Here is a 14,529-nt window from a genome sequence, read left to right as displayed (position 1 = left end):
TAAAGACGAACAGCAAATAAAAACATTAAACTTAAAAATTACGCTTTTTAAGCATATGATGCTGAAAAATAACCACCAAAAACAAATGGTTATTATCTTGTTCCAAATACAGAATCGACAATGAGTTAGAAGGTAGGGTGAAGTTGAGTGGAAAAAATCTAAAAAAAGTAGCAGAACGATACGAGAAGTTTAGAAAAGATTGGCGACCATTTCTTCCCGAAACAAGAATCTTCATGAAACAAAAATGCGCCCCAAAAAGGAGCGCATTTCTTACTTGAATAAGTTATTCCCAATCAAGAATAACCTTGCCTGACATGCCGCTGCGCATTACGTCGAAGCCTTCTTGGAAGTCATCAATCTTGTAGTGGTGCGTGATGATTGGCGATAGATCCAGACCAGATTGGATCAGTGAAGCCATCTTGTACCAAGTTTCGAACATTTCGCGACCGTAGATACCTTTGATCACCAAGCCTTTGAAGATAACTTGGTTCCAGTCGATACCCATGTCTGACGGTGGAATACCTAGTAGTGCAATGCGACCACCGTGGTTCATTGTGGTTAGCATTGAGTTGAATGCTGCTGGGTTACCAGACATTTCTAGACCAACGTCGAAGCCTTCTGTCATGCCTAGCTCAGCCATTACGTCTTCTAGCTTCTCTTCAGCCACGTTTACTGCGCGTGTTACACCCATCTTACGAGCAAGTTCTAGACGGTATTCGTTCACGTCTGTGATCACTACGTGGCGAGCACCAACGTGCTTTGCTACTGCCGCTGCCATGATACCGATTGGGCCAGCACCTGTGATAAGCACGTCTTCGCCTACTAGGTCGAAAGAAAGTGCTGTGTGTACTGCGTTACCAAACGGGTCAAAGATAGACGCTAGATCGTCAGAGATGCCTTCAGGGATCTTGAACGCGTTGAACGCTGGGATCACTAGGTATTCTGCGAATGCACCTTCGCGGTTAACGCCCACACCAATCGTGTTACGACATAGGTGAGTACGGCCGCCACGACAGTTACGACAATGACCACACGTGATGTGACCTTCGCCAGATACGCGGTCACCGATTTCAAAGCCACGAACTTCCTGACCAATCGCAACCACTTCACCCACGTATTCGTGACCGACAACCATAGGCACTGGAATTGTCTTTTGTGACCATTCGTCCCAATTGTAGATGTGTACGTCTGTACCACAGATAGCGGTTTTCTTAATTTTGATCAGAATGTCGTTATGGCCAACTTCAGGTTTATCAACCTCAGTCATCCAGATGCCTTCTTCAGGCTTTAGCTTTGATAATGCTTTAATTTTCATAATGTAACCTTAATTAAAGGCCCTATTGTCTAAGGCCTAGAATCTTAAATAAGACCCATGTCCTTACCAACTTGGATGAACGCGTCGATTGCACGGTCTAGTTGCTCGCGAGAGTGCGCCGCAGACATTTGAGTACGGATACGTGCTTGACCTTTTGGTACTACAGGGAATGAGAAGCCGATTACGTAGATGCCTTTCTCCAGCGCACGCTCTGCAAATTCTGCTGCTACTTTTGCGTCGCCAAGCATGATTGGGATGATTGCGTGGTCAGCACCACCCATTGTGAAACCCGCGTCTTCCATACGAGTACGGAAGTGTGCTGCGTTTTCCCATAGACGATCACGTAGGTCACCGCTCTCTTCTAGTAGATCTAGAACGCGGATAGAAGCGCTTACGATTGCTGGTGCAACAGAGTTAGAGAATAGGTATGGACGAGAACGCTGACGTAGCCAGTCAATCACTTCCGCTTTACCAGATGTGTAACCGCCTGAAGCGCCGCCCATTGCTTTGCCTAGCGTACCAGTGATGATGTCGATACGGTCAACCACGTTGTGGTGCTCGTGCGTACCTGCACCTGTTTTGCCCATGAAGCCAACAGCGTGAGAGTCATCAACCATAGTCAATGCGCCGTACTTCTCTGCTAGGTCACAGATAGCCGGAAGGTTTGCTACTACGCCGTCCATTGAGAACACACCGTCCGTTACGATAAGAATGTGGCGAGCACCTGCTTCTTTCGCAGCGATCAGTTGTTGCTCTAGCTCTTCCATGTTGTTGTTTGAGTAGCGGAAACGCATTGCTTTACATAGACGAACACCGTCGATGATTGACGCGTGGTTTAAAGCGTCAGAGATGATTGCGTCTTCTTTGCCTAGAATAGTTTCAAATAGGCCCGCGTTTGCGTCGAAACATGATGTGTAAAGAATCGTATCTTCTTTACCTAGGAACTTAGAAAGCTTCTGCTCAAGCTCTTTGTGGATGTCTTGCGTACCACAGATAAAACGTACTGAAGCCATACCAAAGCCGTGCTCGTCCATGCCTGCTTTACCCGCTTCGATAAGTGCCGGGTGGTTAGCAAGACCAAGGTAGTTGTTCGCACAGAAGTTTAGTACTTCTTCACCAGTAGAGATTTTAACAGCCGCTTGCTGTTGAGACGTGATGACACGCTCTGATTTGTAAAGGCCTTCCGCCTTTACTTCTTCGATTTGCTGCTGAATCTGTTGGTAGAATGCAGAAGACATTTGAAATTCCTTCCTAGTTATTTTGGCGAGTATTTACTCGTTTAGAATTAGGCTTAGCCTTTATGTGACGGGCGTCACGGGCTATCACTCATCAATTAATTGTAGTGTAATTCAAGGAAGGAGGAAGGATTATACCTTAAGGTGGAAAAGCATTAATGAATCCTAGGCACAAATTCAATTAATGCTTTTCTATGAGGTTGTTATAAAAGGAATTATAGCCAGGTAGGCTTAGCCAAAAGTGCTTCAAAGTCCTTAGCAGGTAATGGTCGGCTATAGTGGAAACCTTGTCCGAACTCACAGTTTAGGTTTTTCAGGTAATCCACATGACGCTGTTCTTCGATGCCTTCTGCGACGATCTTAAGATCCAGCGCTTTCGCCATTGCTATGATTACGTTGACAAGCTCGCGGTCTGAGTCGTTCTCGAACATATTTTGCATAAAGCTACGATCAATCTTTAAGCGGTCGAACGGAAACTTCTGCAAGTAACTCAGCGCAGAATAACCAGTACCAAAATCATCAATAGTAAGTTTGGTGCCTAACGCTCGTAAGTTATTAAGCATGTCTAATAGCTCAGAATCGTGATTGAAGAGGAGACTTTCTGTCACTTCAATATCGAACTTATTTGACGGAAGACCAGACTCCTCAAGGCTGTGTTTAATAAACGTAAGTAAGCGCTCGCAGTACCTAAATTGAACACTAGAAAAGTTTACAGAAACAAACAACGGAGTCAGACTTTGCCATTGTGCCGCTTGTCGACACGCTTGTTGAATAGCAAACTCACCAATTTGATGAATTAAACCATTTTTCTCTGCAATAGAGATAAACTCTTCAGGGTTTACAAATCCGTACTTGTCATCATTCCAACGCATTAGCGCTTCTGCACCTACGATTTTACCACTACTCAGCTCAATAATTGGCTGATAATACAGCTCTAATAACTGATTGGAGATCGCACTTCTCAGACGATTTTCCAGATCCAAATAGCGTTGCAAATCTTGGTTCATATTATGGTTATAAAAACAAAAGCCATCACGCCCATCTTGTTTCGCCCGATACATTGCCATATCAGCACATGCAAGGAGCTGCTCAGCGTTGTCTCCGTCATCCGGGAACACAGACATTCCGACGCTGCTACTCAAGAAGAATTCATGGTTGTTCCAAACAAACGGATCGTTAAACGCCGAAAGTACACTTGAAGCAACTCGCTTTGCAGTATCATTATCAGGCAAATCAGGGATGACGAGTAAAAACTCATCCCCACCAATTCTCGCCAATAAGTCTGTTTTTCTCGCGACTTGATACAGTCGCTGAGCACTGAGTTTAAGGATTTCATCCCCAACAAAGTGTCCCATTGAATCGTTAATCTGCTTAAAGTGGTCTAAGTCGATGAACATCACCAAAACTTTAGACCCACTACGCGATGCCCTAATTAACTCCAAAGCCAATCGCTCGGAACCATAACTACGATTAGGTAAATTGGTTAATGTGTCATATTTAGCTTGGAAGGCGAGTTCTTTTTCAGACGCTTTTCGACGTTCAATTTCGTTCGTTAATTTTTTATTCTGTTGAGAAAGAATATCTTTACGCTTTTTTTCTTCCTCAAGCTTAATTTTCAATTCAATCCTATTATTGTTCGTGATGAATGCATAACATAAAGCAATGACGATCATAACGGCCAGAATACTCAAACCAATAATAAAGAGCCGTGATGTAAATATATCTCGTTCACTCAAAGGCTCGAACCACGCCATCAATTTGAAGTGATGTTTATCCACAGGCACTTCAAAGTAAATTTTTCCGTCTACAGCCTCAGAAACGAAATAATTCTCATCCTTATTGTGAGAAGGTGTTTTATTTATGGTATCCCATACAACCATTTCCACGTCTTTTATTTTTAGCACCATTCGGCTATAACTATCTTCATGTTCTTGGTTAGTAAGTTGGTCAATAACAATATTCTTATTAAGATCGGCAATTAAAAAGGCAACAGGCTTTCCGGAGAACTTAACTTGCTTAATGACTTGAATGCGAACGTCATCATTGTATCGCGTCGCACAAACCTCTTCGGGATGCCCGTGTTGAGTCATTAAGGTTTGTATGTCCATTTTGTGCTCGGCAAGGTTTTCAGATCCAGTGGTGACAATGGTGACTCCATCACTGCCTACCAGCGTGAGCTTCTTATAGATTTGGCTGCTATTAATTAGCTTACTGTCTATCTTCTCATCGAAGCGACGCTTTAAATTAATTAGACTGGCACCTAATCCATACTCCATTGACATTCCAGAAGCTAAATTACCAAAGAATGTTTGTATTGTTTTATCTGTAGCTAGATTATCAACATCTTCACTCGCTATGGTAAATAAATTATCGAGTGTGCTTGCATAACTTTTAACTTTTAAATCTAGTTCTCTGTATTGAGATTCTTTTAATTTATTTTGACCTACGCTAGTCACAGTAATAAGCATAGCTAGGTAAATTGAAACTAATATTGCGCTTATTGTAATAAATCTTTTACTGGAAAATTTTTTAACGGCCTTATTCATCGGACTTTCTTTTTATCTTCTATAAAGTAATCGTTATAAAAGTAGTAAATAGATGGATAGTATTTTTTTACTAATTTTTCGTATGAACCGTCTTTTTTTATCGAGTCTAAATAACGATCAAATGCTTTGCGTAATTCAGGGGAATTTTTACGGAATGCAACAGCCATTTTTTGATTTTCAGATATAGGGCCAATGACTTTTATTTCGCCCGGCCATTTTTCGAGGGCAATTAGCGTATCCGCAACATCTAATAATGTGCTTTCCGCATCATTTTTCATTATCGCTGGAACCATCTCATTAAGGAGACGCGCCCCATCAGGTAATATAACTTTTGCACCTGTGTCATATAAGTCATAAAGGTTAGGATCCAAGCAAGAATGTTCTAAAGCTAACACTTCGCGACCATCGATCAGCTGCTTGACGTTTTTAACATCTTCATCGACCGACCCACTTGGTTTAATCGGGCTCAGACTAGAGTCGGATCTGGAAACCAACCATACACCTGAAGGAAAATAATCTTGTGAAAAATCGACAACCTCAGAGCGCCAATCAAGAATAGTAACGCCATTTGCGATCAAGTCGCCTTCAATTGGAACACTTTCTCCGACAACAGCCTGCTTGTTGTGATATTGCACATTTTGCCCTGTCAACTTACCAACCACGTCGCTCCACTGTGCTGGAACATACTGGTACTGAACACCTAACGACTTGGCAAAACCTTTTATTATCTCTACATCCAAGCCAGTCAAAGTTTCCACTTCACCTTGTTCAATATAGGAGACAAAGTTAGCGTACGGGACACCAATGTGACGCAGTACACCGCGTTCACGGATTTGTTGTAAATCGTCTGACCAAGCGGCAGACGACGCAACAGAGGTAACCATGAGCGCCACCGTCGCTAAAGTTCTTTTGAATGTTATGACTGACATAATAATATCCTTACCTTTCACAAAGCGCCCAATAATGGGCGCTTGAGTGATAAACAACGATGTTAGAACGACGAGTAATACAAATTCGTCATCGCCACTACGAGCCCTTCCACATCTTGTTCGTCATGGAACAAATGCGTAGAGATACGCAGCGCGTAAGTATCAAAGTCATCATCCTTATGCAGCTTAAAGCTAGTCGTACGGATGATGTAACCATACTCTTCACGTAAACGATCTCGGAATTCCGTCAGTATCTCTTCATTAGTTACATCGGAGAACGGGTTAACCGTCGTTAAGCCACTGGTTAAGCCTTCCACGTTTGGTGAATACATTTTGGCTTGTGGTAAGTACTCTTGAAGCAAGGTTTTACATAAACTACCAAGGCTTACAACTCGCTCTTCGATACGGTCTCGACCAATCTCATCCCACATTTTGCAACTATCAACTAGTGCTTGTTTCGCAGGATAGTTATCGTTACCAATGTATTGCATTTGCAGCTGTTTACCCAGGTAATCAGCATGAGAAAGTGAGGAGTTGATCAACCATAACGGGTTCTCTCGGTCACTCCAATACTCATTCAAACGGTTACCGTTATCACGAACATACAGAATACCCGTCGCGCCCGGACCACACTGCCACTTATGACCAGATCCTGCATAGAAATCACAATCCATATCGTGGAAATCAAGGTCAAACATACCGACCGTATGCGCGCCATCAACAAGAGTAGGTACACCATACTCTTTTGCTAAAGCACAAATGGCTTTTGCTGGTAGCGCGGTTCCTGTTTTGTATGTGATATGAGAGAAAACAATTAGGCGAACGTTTTGATTCGCATCAAGCGCGTCTCGGAACGCTTGAATGTAATCTTGCTCAGAAACGTTTTCGGTACCAGTAAATACTGGTAGTTGAATTTCTACCACATCCACACCAAAACGATGTTTCGCTACGTTCATAGGTGATGTTGCAGCAATATGTTCATGGTGTGTCGTTAGAATCACATCACCTGGTTCAAAGTGTAAGCCATTAATGATCGAGCATAAGCCATCAGTAGTGTTGCGGCTGAGAATGATCTCTTCTGGGTTAGCACCAAAACCTGGTGCGACGTCTTTAACCATCTCAGAAACATACGGCCAAGAGCCAAATTTGCCTTTCATATCCCAAGGGTATTTAGCCACCAGCTTGTTGTTATGCTCGTAATCTTCAAGAACATGTTTTGGCATTGAACCTGTTGTACCAATGTTCATGTAAGTGGTTCGTTTATCCAAAACGAACTGTCTTTGCACTTTACGCCAGAAGCGCTTATCGTGTTTTCTACCTAGCCCGCGGCTGCTCCAATCAATTTTCTGTTCTCGTGCTTGAGCTACGCCTGAGAAAGCGGAAGCACTCACACCAGCAACAACAGCTCCTGTTGCGCCTTTCAGAAAATTACGGCGGCTGCTATTAGTCTGAATAGATTCCTTGTCTTTCATCTTTTTCAATCCTTGTCGGAAATTAGCCATATTATTAATTTTAAGTGCGTAACTATCTGTTACTAAAACATTATTACCCATTACAATCAGAGTTTAATTTTTTCCTCTGCCATTAAGTGACTTTAGTTCCAATTTTTTATCTTATTTGATGATATAAGCAACAGTTTGACCACAAATCTATAAACAACAATGTTCACATTAATATATTCGTTAATTTGATTATTCTTTATTGCGGACAATTCCACCAAATTCTTTATAAAACAATTATGAGCTTTGTTATAAAGTCATTAAAAATTTAACTTTGCGTTAATTTAAAAATATTCAGGCTATTTTAAGATTGGCGTCTATTCTTTTTATATCTTAACGATCTCAACATGTTAAGACTAAATAAAAGAAAGCTGATTTCGGATCGAGATATCAGTTTAAGACCATAAAGTGATACACATCACTCTATGACATAAACTCACCGCTCAACATACATAAGTAAAACAGGTTTTCACTAATATGTGCTTGAGCGTACACCCTAAAAGAAGGAGGTCCCATGTTAAAAGGATTGCTATGCATTTCAGTTGCATCCGCTCTTGTCGCCGCCCCTAACGTGCTAGCAAAAACGGTAGAAATGACTGCTCTCAACACCAATGAGAGTGCGGGTACCATTGAGATTTCACAAAGTGATTATGGCGTTGTTTTTACGCCTCAATTATCAGGTTTGTCAGCAGGTGTGCACGGTTTCCATGTTCACACTAATCCATCTTGCGATAGCATAGAAAAGGATGACAAAACCGTATTAGGCGGCGCAGCAGGTGGCCATTATGATCCTAACAACACAGGGAAGCATGGCTATCCTTGGACCGATGACAATCATTTAGGCGACTTGCCTCCACTCTATGTGGACATGGACGGCAATGCCAATCAGCCCGTTGTCGCGCCTCGCCTAAAATTATCGGATTTAAAAGGTCGAGCGTTAATGATCCATGCAGGTGGTGACAATCACTCCGATCACCCAAGTAAGCTAGGTGGTGGCGGCGCTCGCGTCGTATGTGGTGTTATTGAATAAACATTAACTTATGTCTCACACTTCTCTTTAGATTGCGAGAAGTGTGAACTTCTGTTGATACTTAGAGGATGTCGCATTGGTCTCAAGGTAGCTGTGGTGAAGCATTAAGATCGATTGGACAATCTTCGTCCCGATCCCCAAAGAACCGCCCCCCGCTTCTTCCTCGATGTGATTGACGAAGGTAAAGTGGATACGCGACTTATCTTCACTCAAATGCGCTTGGCAATGCACTTCTGAGCCGATTGGGCTGTGGCGCAATGCATTTTCAAGCAGGTTCAATACCAACCGCTCTAAGAGTCCTTTATCACCCACGGTTTGGATTTCACTATCGATATCCACTTTCAACACCACTTCTTTACGAGAAAACTGGCTCTGCATCGTTTCAGCACATTCTGCCATCAACGCGCCAAGATCTACGGGGCGGTACTCGTAGTTTGGCATTGGAGCTTCTTTGCGCGCGGCGTCTAACAAAGAATGCAATTGAGTTGAGAGCTTCTCACAATTTCGGAAAGCGACGTCAATCAAAGGATCAGATTCCGGATGTTGCAAACGCCACGTTTCCAAATAGCCCAGCACGCTCGATAACGGCGTTTTTAAATCATGACTAAGCTGCAACAAGCTTTGACGACGATGAGACGATTGATACTCCAACTGTAAAAACTGTTGCTGAATGTGCTTCGCCATCATCTGATAAGAGTGCGCAATCGGCACGAGCTCCGGCACTTGGTGAGTAAAATCAGGTTGCAGGCGGAAATCATGTTCAGCTTGCTGTTGAAGTTGCTTGGTCACACGCTCAATCGGGTTCAATAGGCTACGTTTGACCAGCACATAAGCTCCAAGAGCAAAGCCTAAAATGGAAACTAAGACCAATCCTGCCAGCGCGATGTAAGGAGTATCGACTTGAGCATTGGCAATGGCGTCATGTCGGGTACTACCAATCACCACGTAGAGATAACCGACCGTAGAGCCTAATTCCTCTATCGCGGCGACAGAAAAGACTTTGTGTTCACCACGATTACGTGGGTCTTCACCCAGAATAGGAAAAGGCTGGTCATTTAAGAATTGCTTAATGGGATTGAGATCCACCTTCCCCATGATCTCCGCCCCTTCCGGTGCTGCATGGGTGGTGATATTGCCTTGGCTATCGAGGAAGTAGATTTCAAAATCAGGGCCAATCAGCATGAGCGTGTGAAAGATCGACTTAAGTGCTTTAGGGTTGTAATCCGTCCCGATCATCAGCGGATTATCGTCACGCATATGACTTGCCAGCTCTTTATGCAGGCTTTGCTTAGTGCGTAACTCAATGGTTTCTTTTTGCCAATTGTAAGTCAGTGCAATCACTACCGCCGCGAGGCAGAACCACAAGCTAGTAAATACTACCAAGCGAGATTTGAAGCTCATCCTATCGCCTCCTTAAACAGCGGTGTTTTTGCAACACCCGTGATGATTGAAAAATGACGGTGAAAACAACTACCGACTTACTGTCTGGCTTGATGTTTTGACTTACTTTCTTGCATTAGTGTCTTGGCTGAAACTTATATCCAACACCCCACACGGTTTGAATGAAGTGATGATCAGAGTCAGACGACGACAACTTGCTGCGTAAACGATTTATGGTGCTACACACCGTGTGGTGATAACCAGAATGACTGGTGTTCCAAACGTGATCGAGCAATTCATCTTTACTGTAGACTCTGCCCGGACGAGTCGCGAGAAACTGCAGCAAAGTAAACTCTGTCGCGGTGAGCGTGACATCCTTGTCGTTTAGGGATACTTGGTGCAACTCCGGAATAATTCTCAGCGGGCCAAAATCCATCGCATCGTCGAGGACTTCATTTGCTACTTTGGCTTCTACGGTTTGGTTGACTCTGCGCAGCACGTTTCGCACTCGTGCTTGGAATTCTAATACGCTAAATGGCTTAGTGATGTAGTCATCAACGCCTGCTTCTAAGCCGTCAACCTTGTCCATTTCACCGTCTCTGGCTGTCAGCATGAGCACTGGGCTCCAATCTTGTTGCTGACGCAAATAATGGCAGATGTCTAGACCATCGCCATCTGGTAAACCTCGGTCAAGGATCAATAAATCAAAGGGTTGTTGCTGATATTGCGTTTTAGCATCGGAGACATTTGTGGCTCGCAATACTTGATGTCCTTGAAACTTGAGATGCATCTGAACCAGTTCTGCCAAATCATCGTCATCTTCCACCAACAAGATGTTCGCGACTAAATTGATTGCCTGTTGTTCCATGGTCCTTTCCTTGCCTTCGAGTATCCTCACTTTGCACATGACCGGAACAAATTAGAAATTCTTTCAAAAAAGGTTCCGATGACGCCATGAGGGATAAAGCGCTCGGCTACAAGCGCTTTGGAAAGGAGACGTCATCGGAGCCTGTGTTACTCGACTCGAGTGATGGTGACTTTCGCACCTGGGTTCAAGAAACGATGGTTCGCAGAAAGTGCTGAGTTTGCTAATCCGTCATCTTGGCTAACAACACCCGCATGGAATGCAACAACGTCATTGCTGTCATTACGCGCGGCATTGAAACCCTCACCGCCACCTGCTGGGCCCGGAATGGTTGCAGCAAGTTCATCGTTCAGTTCTGTGCCAGAGTCCCAAACGTTCATGCTCATTTCATAGCTTTCACCTACTGCGAGCGATTTGAGCGATAACCCCGTTTCGCCAACAAAGGCATCATTGGTATTCACAAACATAGACGCCACAGACAAGTAACCGTAACGACTAGGGTCAACCGTGATGGTGACTTCGTCCGATGCACCCGGCAACACCAATCCATTGCCCGAAATACCTTGGTAAACACTGTCATTGCTGTTCATCAACTCAATCAGCTCAGCGTTACTACCGCCTTCGGCAAGATGCTCAAGTTCAACAGATGCAGCTTGGCCAATTTCAAACAGTTGGTAGTCACCATTGTGAGTAAGTACCGCAAGCGGAGACATAGGTTGATTCGCAGTCAAGTTCGCAACGTTGACGGTGTAGCGGTACGATTTCACTACATCGTTATCATCATCGCTTGGACAACCGGCGAGCAAGCCGACTGAAGCTGCTACTAGTAAGATTCTGTATTTCATACATCCCCCTTACTTCACAACGATTGTGATGGTTGCGACTGGGTTTAACCAACGATGGCTGCTGCTGTCTAAGTCACTGATGCCGCCAGTTGGATCGCTATCACCAAGGTTACCCGGATGCACGTGAACTTTGTCGTTAGTTACCGTTGCTTCAACGCCTGTGCCGCCAGTACCAAAGGTAATGAAAGGTGGGTTTGGCATGCTAGACGCAAGTTCATCGTTCGCTTCTGTACCGGCATCGTAACTTCTTAACGTTGCTCGGTATGTACCCGCTTCCGTTGGAATCTTCCAGCTATCTAGACCGACAAAACCGTCATTGGTTGGCAGCAACATCGCGCTCAGAGAAAGATAACCGTGGTCGCCACTGTCCAAGGTGAAGGTGGTTGCAACACCCGGATTCAAAATACCACCAGCAGGGTTCTCAACCACCGCACCACCAGCGTTACCAATCACACTCGCAAGACCAGAGATATCACCGCCTTCTGCCATTGCTTCTAGTTCTGGAGTCGCTGCTTGACCCGTTCTGAACATTTGAAGGTCGGAGCCATGTGCGGCAACAATAAGTGGCGTAAAGTAGATGCCTTTGGTTGCGTTTGTCACGGTGATTTCCAATTCCGCCGCATTCACTGATGCAGAGCCTAGTGCCATAGCTACTGAAGTCATGACGAGTCCGAGTTGGGTACGTTTTTTCATTGTGATTCCATCCTTTAATGAGGGTTGAACTACCCAAGCCCATGTGTACGGCTTTACTTCATTGTTCGTGACTTGAGTAGGTTAAGCATTACGTTTCGAACGTTTTGCGTTCTTGCCTCTAAGAATGACGAGCAAATCTATCAGCAACTTCATCGAATTCTCATAAAATTCTCACAAGTTCTGTTCGAATTCTGTCAACAGCACTTTTTGTATTTACACGTCGCGCTTTCCCCTCCTAAAATGCAGTATTCCCTGTTTAAATCACGATTCTCACCATGATTCATAACGTACTGGCTGCCTACCATGGCGAAATCTACGGCAACGCTTTTTTCAACCACTACTTGAGCCATTACGCCCAAAGTGAACAACAAACGCTGTGGCAAACCTTGATTGAAGTGGAAGAACTCACCGCAGAAAAGCTCAAACCTGTACTGCTGACAAATGGCATGGATATCGAAAGTCGATACCAAGAGATGCTAGATAAAGGCTTGGCAGATGCAACCAAGTGGATTGGTTTACCATGGCAAGAGTTGGTGGCGACTCTTCTGAAGTGGGTAGAACCTTATGAGGTCAAATATCGAGAATGGCATGAAGAAGTGAAAGCTTCACAGCATTATTCAATCGCTGAGCGAGAAGCTATCGAGTTGATTGCAGACCATGAAACGGCCATTTATCACTGTTGGCAGCAATACCATACTGGTGAGTCTGGCTTGCCTGCACTCAATGCATTTTTGGCAAAATATAGTTAAAGCGAGACGGTGATACTTGAACCTCGTGAAACCGTACCAGACAATATCGTTATTCCGCTGCGCAGAACTGAACAATTATGGTTAATCCAAAACTCATAGCCCTACTTCCTGATCTTGCTTCGTTTATCTTGGTGGTAAACGAAGGCAGTTTTACCGCTGCAGCCAAACAACTCGGCGTAACGCCATCGGCTTTAAGTAAGTTGATCACACGGTTGGAACAAGCCCTCTCGGTCAAACTGTTTGAACGCACAACTCGTAAGTTGATCATCACTCAAGCAGGGCAAAAGGTTTACGACCAAAGCATCGCAATGGTGAATGCCGCGCAGCAAGCCGTTGAGCTATCTGCGGAAGATCATGCTGAGCCAACAGGCGCACTCACAGTGGCAGCCCCCGAAGCGTTTCTTAATTCGGTGCTTCAGCCATTTGTGTTGCCATTCCTAGAACGGTATCCAAATATTCAGCTTAAGCTGCGTGCAGCAGATGGTGAGATCGATTTGTTCCGCCAAGGAATTGATGTCGCCTTTAAGCTCACCGACAAACCCGATGAGAATCTGGTACTTAAAGAGATCAGCAAGACCAATCTCGTTTTATGTGCTTCTCCAGATTACCTCACCAAACACGGTATGCCTGAGCACCCCACTGAACTTGAGCAGCACGACTGTATTTACCTTGCCGAGAACGACAAAGACAACATCTGGTCGTTCTTTAAAGAGGAAGCCTTTCATTCGATTGCCGTAAGTGGACGCTACGCCGTCAACCATTCTCAAATGCGCTTGAACGGGGTTAAGTCTGGCTTGGGAATTGGGATCTTCCATGACTTCGTGATCAAAGACGCGTTAGAGCAAGGTGAAGTGGTGGAGGTACTACCGGATTGGATGATTAAGAGTAACTACCACGGCGCTATCGCGATGCAGTATGCGCAAACCAAATACATGCCTGCTCGTCTGCGCGTGTTTATCGACTTCGTTAAGGAGCATTTAGTCTCCGAGGACACTAACCATGCTTGAAGAGGCTAACCATGTTTAATGCCATTCATCACGTCGCGATCATTTGCAGCGATTACCCAAGGTCAAAACGCTTTTACACTGAAGTGTTGGGATTAAAAGTCATTGCTGAAAACTATCGTGAAGCCAGAGACTCATACAAGCTTGACCTCGCTTTACCTGACGGCAGCCAAGTGGAACTGTTTAGCTTTCCGGGCGCACCAGAGAGACCGAGCTTTCCTGAAGCACAAGGGCTACGACATCTCGCATTTTTGGTTGATGATGTTGAACAGGTGAAAGCCTACCTAGAATCGAATGACGTTGAAGTTGAGCCAATTCGTATTGACGAATTCACAGGTAAAGCCTTTACCTTCTTCCAAGACCCAGATGGCTTGCCGCTGGAGATTTACCAGAAATAAAAAGAGCCAGCACGTCGCTGGCTCTTTTACTATTCCATTCT

General features: G+C 44.4%; 13 protein-coding genes. 4 read left to right on the top strand and 9 right to left on the bottom strand.

Annotation, left to right across the window (positions count from 1 at the left end):
* Positions 1-283: 283 nt before the first annotated feature.
* The 5 genes from tdh to KI742_RS07170 form a co-directional block, all read right to left on the bottom strand.
* Complete coding sequence (gene tdh / locus KI742_RS07190) at positions 284-1,315, bottom strand: L-threonine 3-dehydrogenase (protein WP_005383983.1); 1,032 nt, start codon at positions 1,313-1,315, stop codon at positions 284-286.
* Between the two features lie 44 nt (positions 1,316-1,359).
* Entirely contained in the window at positions 1,360-2,553 is a 1,194-nt protein-coding gene (locus tag KI742_RS07185; RefSeq protein ID WP_005375095.1) for a glycine C-acetyltransferase, read from the bottom strand.
* A 212-nt stretch (positions 2,554-2,765) separates the two neighbouring features.
* A complete protein-coding gene (locus KI742_RS07180; protein ID WP_064369624.1) occupies positions 2,766-5,096 on the bottom strand; it encodes a bifunctional diguanylate cyclase/phosphodiesterase in 2,331 nt (776 codons plus the stop codon).
* Entirely contained in the window at positions 5,093-6,025 is a 933-nt protein-coding gene (locus KI742_RS07175) for a transporter substrate-binding domain-containing protein (protein WP_005375093.1), read from the bottom strand. Before KI742_RS07175 ends, KI742_RS07180 begins: the two co-directional genes overlap by 4 nt.
* 62 nt (positions 6,026-6,087) lie before the next feature.
* Entirely contained in the window at positions 6,088-7,497 is a 1,410-nt protein-coding gene (locus KI742_RS07170; RefSeq protein WP_238843709.1) for an aminotransferase class V-fold PLP-dependent enzyme, read from the bottom strand.
* Positions 7,498-8,038: 541 nt separating this feature from the next.
* Between KI742_RS07170 and KI742_RS07165 the strand changes: the two genes are divergently transcribed.
* Positions 8,039-8,554: a superoxide dismutase family protein gene (locus KI742_RS07165; protein ID WP_104976434.1), complete on the top strand. Its 516-nt coding sequence runs from the start codon at positions 8,039-8,041 to the stop codon at positions 8,552-8,554.
* Positions 8,555-8,581: 27 nt separating this feature from the next.
* Here the strand turns inward: KI742_RS07165 and KI742_RS07160 are convergent, their stop codons facing one another.
* The 4 genes from KI742_RS07160 to KI742_RS07145 all read right to left on the bottom strand — a co-directional run bounded on the left by KI742_RS07160 (position 8,582) and on the right by KI742_RS07145 (position 12,337).
* On the bottom strand, positions 8,582-9,955 hold the full coding sequence (locus tag KI742_RS07160) for a sensor histidine kinase KdpD (RefSeq protein WP_285385254.1): 1,374 nt from the start codon (positions 9,953-9,955) through the stop codon (positions 8,582-8,584).
* Between the two features lie 115 nt (positions 9,956-10,070).
* The gene (locus KI742_RS07155) at positions 10,071-10,802 is read right to left on the bottom strand and encodes a response regulator transcription factor (protein WP_285385255.1); all 732 of its coding nucleotides are present in this window, start codon (positions 10,800-10,802) and stop codon (positions 10,071-10,073) included.
* A 146-nt stretch (positions 10,803-10,948) separates the two neighbouring features.
* Positions 10,949-11,644, bottom strand: coding sequence for a spondin domain-containing protein (locus KI742_RS07150; protein WP_005383999.1), 696 nt, complete (start codon positions 11,642-11,644; stop codon positions 10,949-10,951).
* Positions 11,645-11,653: 9 nt separating this feature from the next.
* A complete protein-coding gene (locus KI742_RS07145) occupies positions 11,654-12,337 on the bottom strand; it encodes a spondin domain-containing protein (protein WP_005384002.1) in 684 nt (227 codons plus the stop codon).
* 275 nt (positions 12,338-12,612) lie between these two features.
* On the opposite strand from KI742_RS07145, the gene KI742_RS07140 reads away from it, so the two are divergent.
* The 3 genes from KI742_RS07140 (at position 12,613) to KI742_RS07130 (ending at position 14,488) form a co-directional block, all read left to right on the top strand.
* Positions 12,613-13,086, top strand: coding sequence for a hypothetical protein (locus KI742_RS07140; RefSeq protein WP_285385256.1), 474 nt, complete (start codon positions 12,613-12,615; stop codon positions 13,084-13,086).
* A 77-nt stretch (positions 13,087-13,163) separates the two neighbouring features.
* Positions 13,164-14,093 (top strand): LysR family transcriptional regulator, encoded by a 930-nt coding sequence (locus tag KI742_RS07135; RefSeq protein ID WP_042601221.1) that lies wholly within the window; start codon positions 13,164-13,166, stop codon positions 14,091-14,093.
* 11 nt (positions 14,094-14,104) lie between these two features.
* Entirely contained in the window at positions 14,105-14,488 is a 384-nt protein-coding gene (locus tag KI742_RS07130; RefSeq protein WP_009704980.1) for a VOC family protein, read from the top strand.
* Positions 14,489-14,529: the final 41 nt, after the last annotated feature.

This window comes from Vibrio sp. D417a (assembly GCF_030248595.1).
Lineage (GTDB): Bacteria > Pseudomonadota > Gammaproteobacteria > Enterobacterales > Vibrionaceae > Vibrio > Vibrio alginolyticus.
The sequence above is the reverse complement of the archived record's forward strand: the minus strand, read 5'-3'. Positions and strand labels throughout refer to the sequence as shown.

What these genes read in the sequence shown, in the direction of transcription:
- tdh (WP_005383983.1), bottom strand. Translation starts at nt 1,315, where the DNA reads ATGAAAATTAAAGCATTATCAAAGCTAAAGCCTGAAGAAGGCATCTGG.
- KI742_RS07185 (WP_005375095.1), bottom strand. Translation starts at nt 2,553, where the DNA reads ATGTCTTCTGCATTCTACCAACAGATTCAGCAGCAAATCGAAGAAGTA.
- KI742_RS07180 (WP_064369624.1), bottom strand. Translation starts at nt 5,096, where the DNA reads ATGAATAAGGCCGTTAAAAAATTTTCCAGTAAAAGATTTATTACAATA.
- KI742_RS07175 (WP_005375093.1), bottom strand. Translation starts at nt 6,025, where the DNA reads ATGTCAGTCATAACATTCAAAAGAACTTTAGCGACGGTGGCGCTCATG.
- KI742_RS07170 (WP_238843709.1), bottom strand. Translation starts at nt 7,497, where the DNA reads ATGAAAGACAAGGAATCTATTCAGACTAATAGCAGCCGCCGTAATTTT.
- KI742_RS07165 (WP_104976434.1), top strand. Translation starts at nt 8,039, where the DNA reads ATGTTAAAAGGATTGCTATGCATTTCAGTTGCATCCGCTCTTGTCGCC.
- KI742_RS07160 (WP_285385254.1), bottom strand. Translation starts at nt 9,955, where the DNA reads ATGAGCTTCAAATCTCGCTTGGTAGTATTTACTAGCTTGTGGTTCTGC.
- KI742_RS07155 (WP_285385255.1), bottom strand. Translation starts at nt 10,802, where the DNA reads ATGGAACAACAGGCAATCAATTTAGTCGCGAACATCTTGTTGGTGGAA.
- KI742_RS07150 (WP_005383999.1), bottom strand. Translation starts at nt 11,644, where the DNA reads ATGAAATACAGAATCTTACTAGTAGCAGCTTCAGTCGGCTTGCTCGCC.
- KI742_RS07145 (WP_005384002.1), bottom strand. Translation starts at nt 12,337, where the DNA reads ATGAAAAAACGTACCCAACTCGGACTCGTCATGACTTCAGTAGCTATG.
- KI742_RS07140 (WP_285385256.1), top strand. Translation starts at nt 12,613, where the DNA reads ATGATTCATAACGTACTGGCTGCCTACCATGGCGAAATCTACGGCAAC.
- KI742_RS07135 (WP_042601221.1), top strand. Translation starts at nt 13,164, where the DNA reads ATGGTTAATCCAAAACTCATAGCCCTACTTCCTGATCTTGCTTCGTTT.
- KI742_RS07130 (WP_009704980.1), top strand. Translation starts at nt 14,105, where the DNA reads ATGTTTAATGCCATTCATCACGTCGCGATCATTTGCAGCGATTACCCA.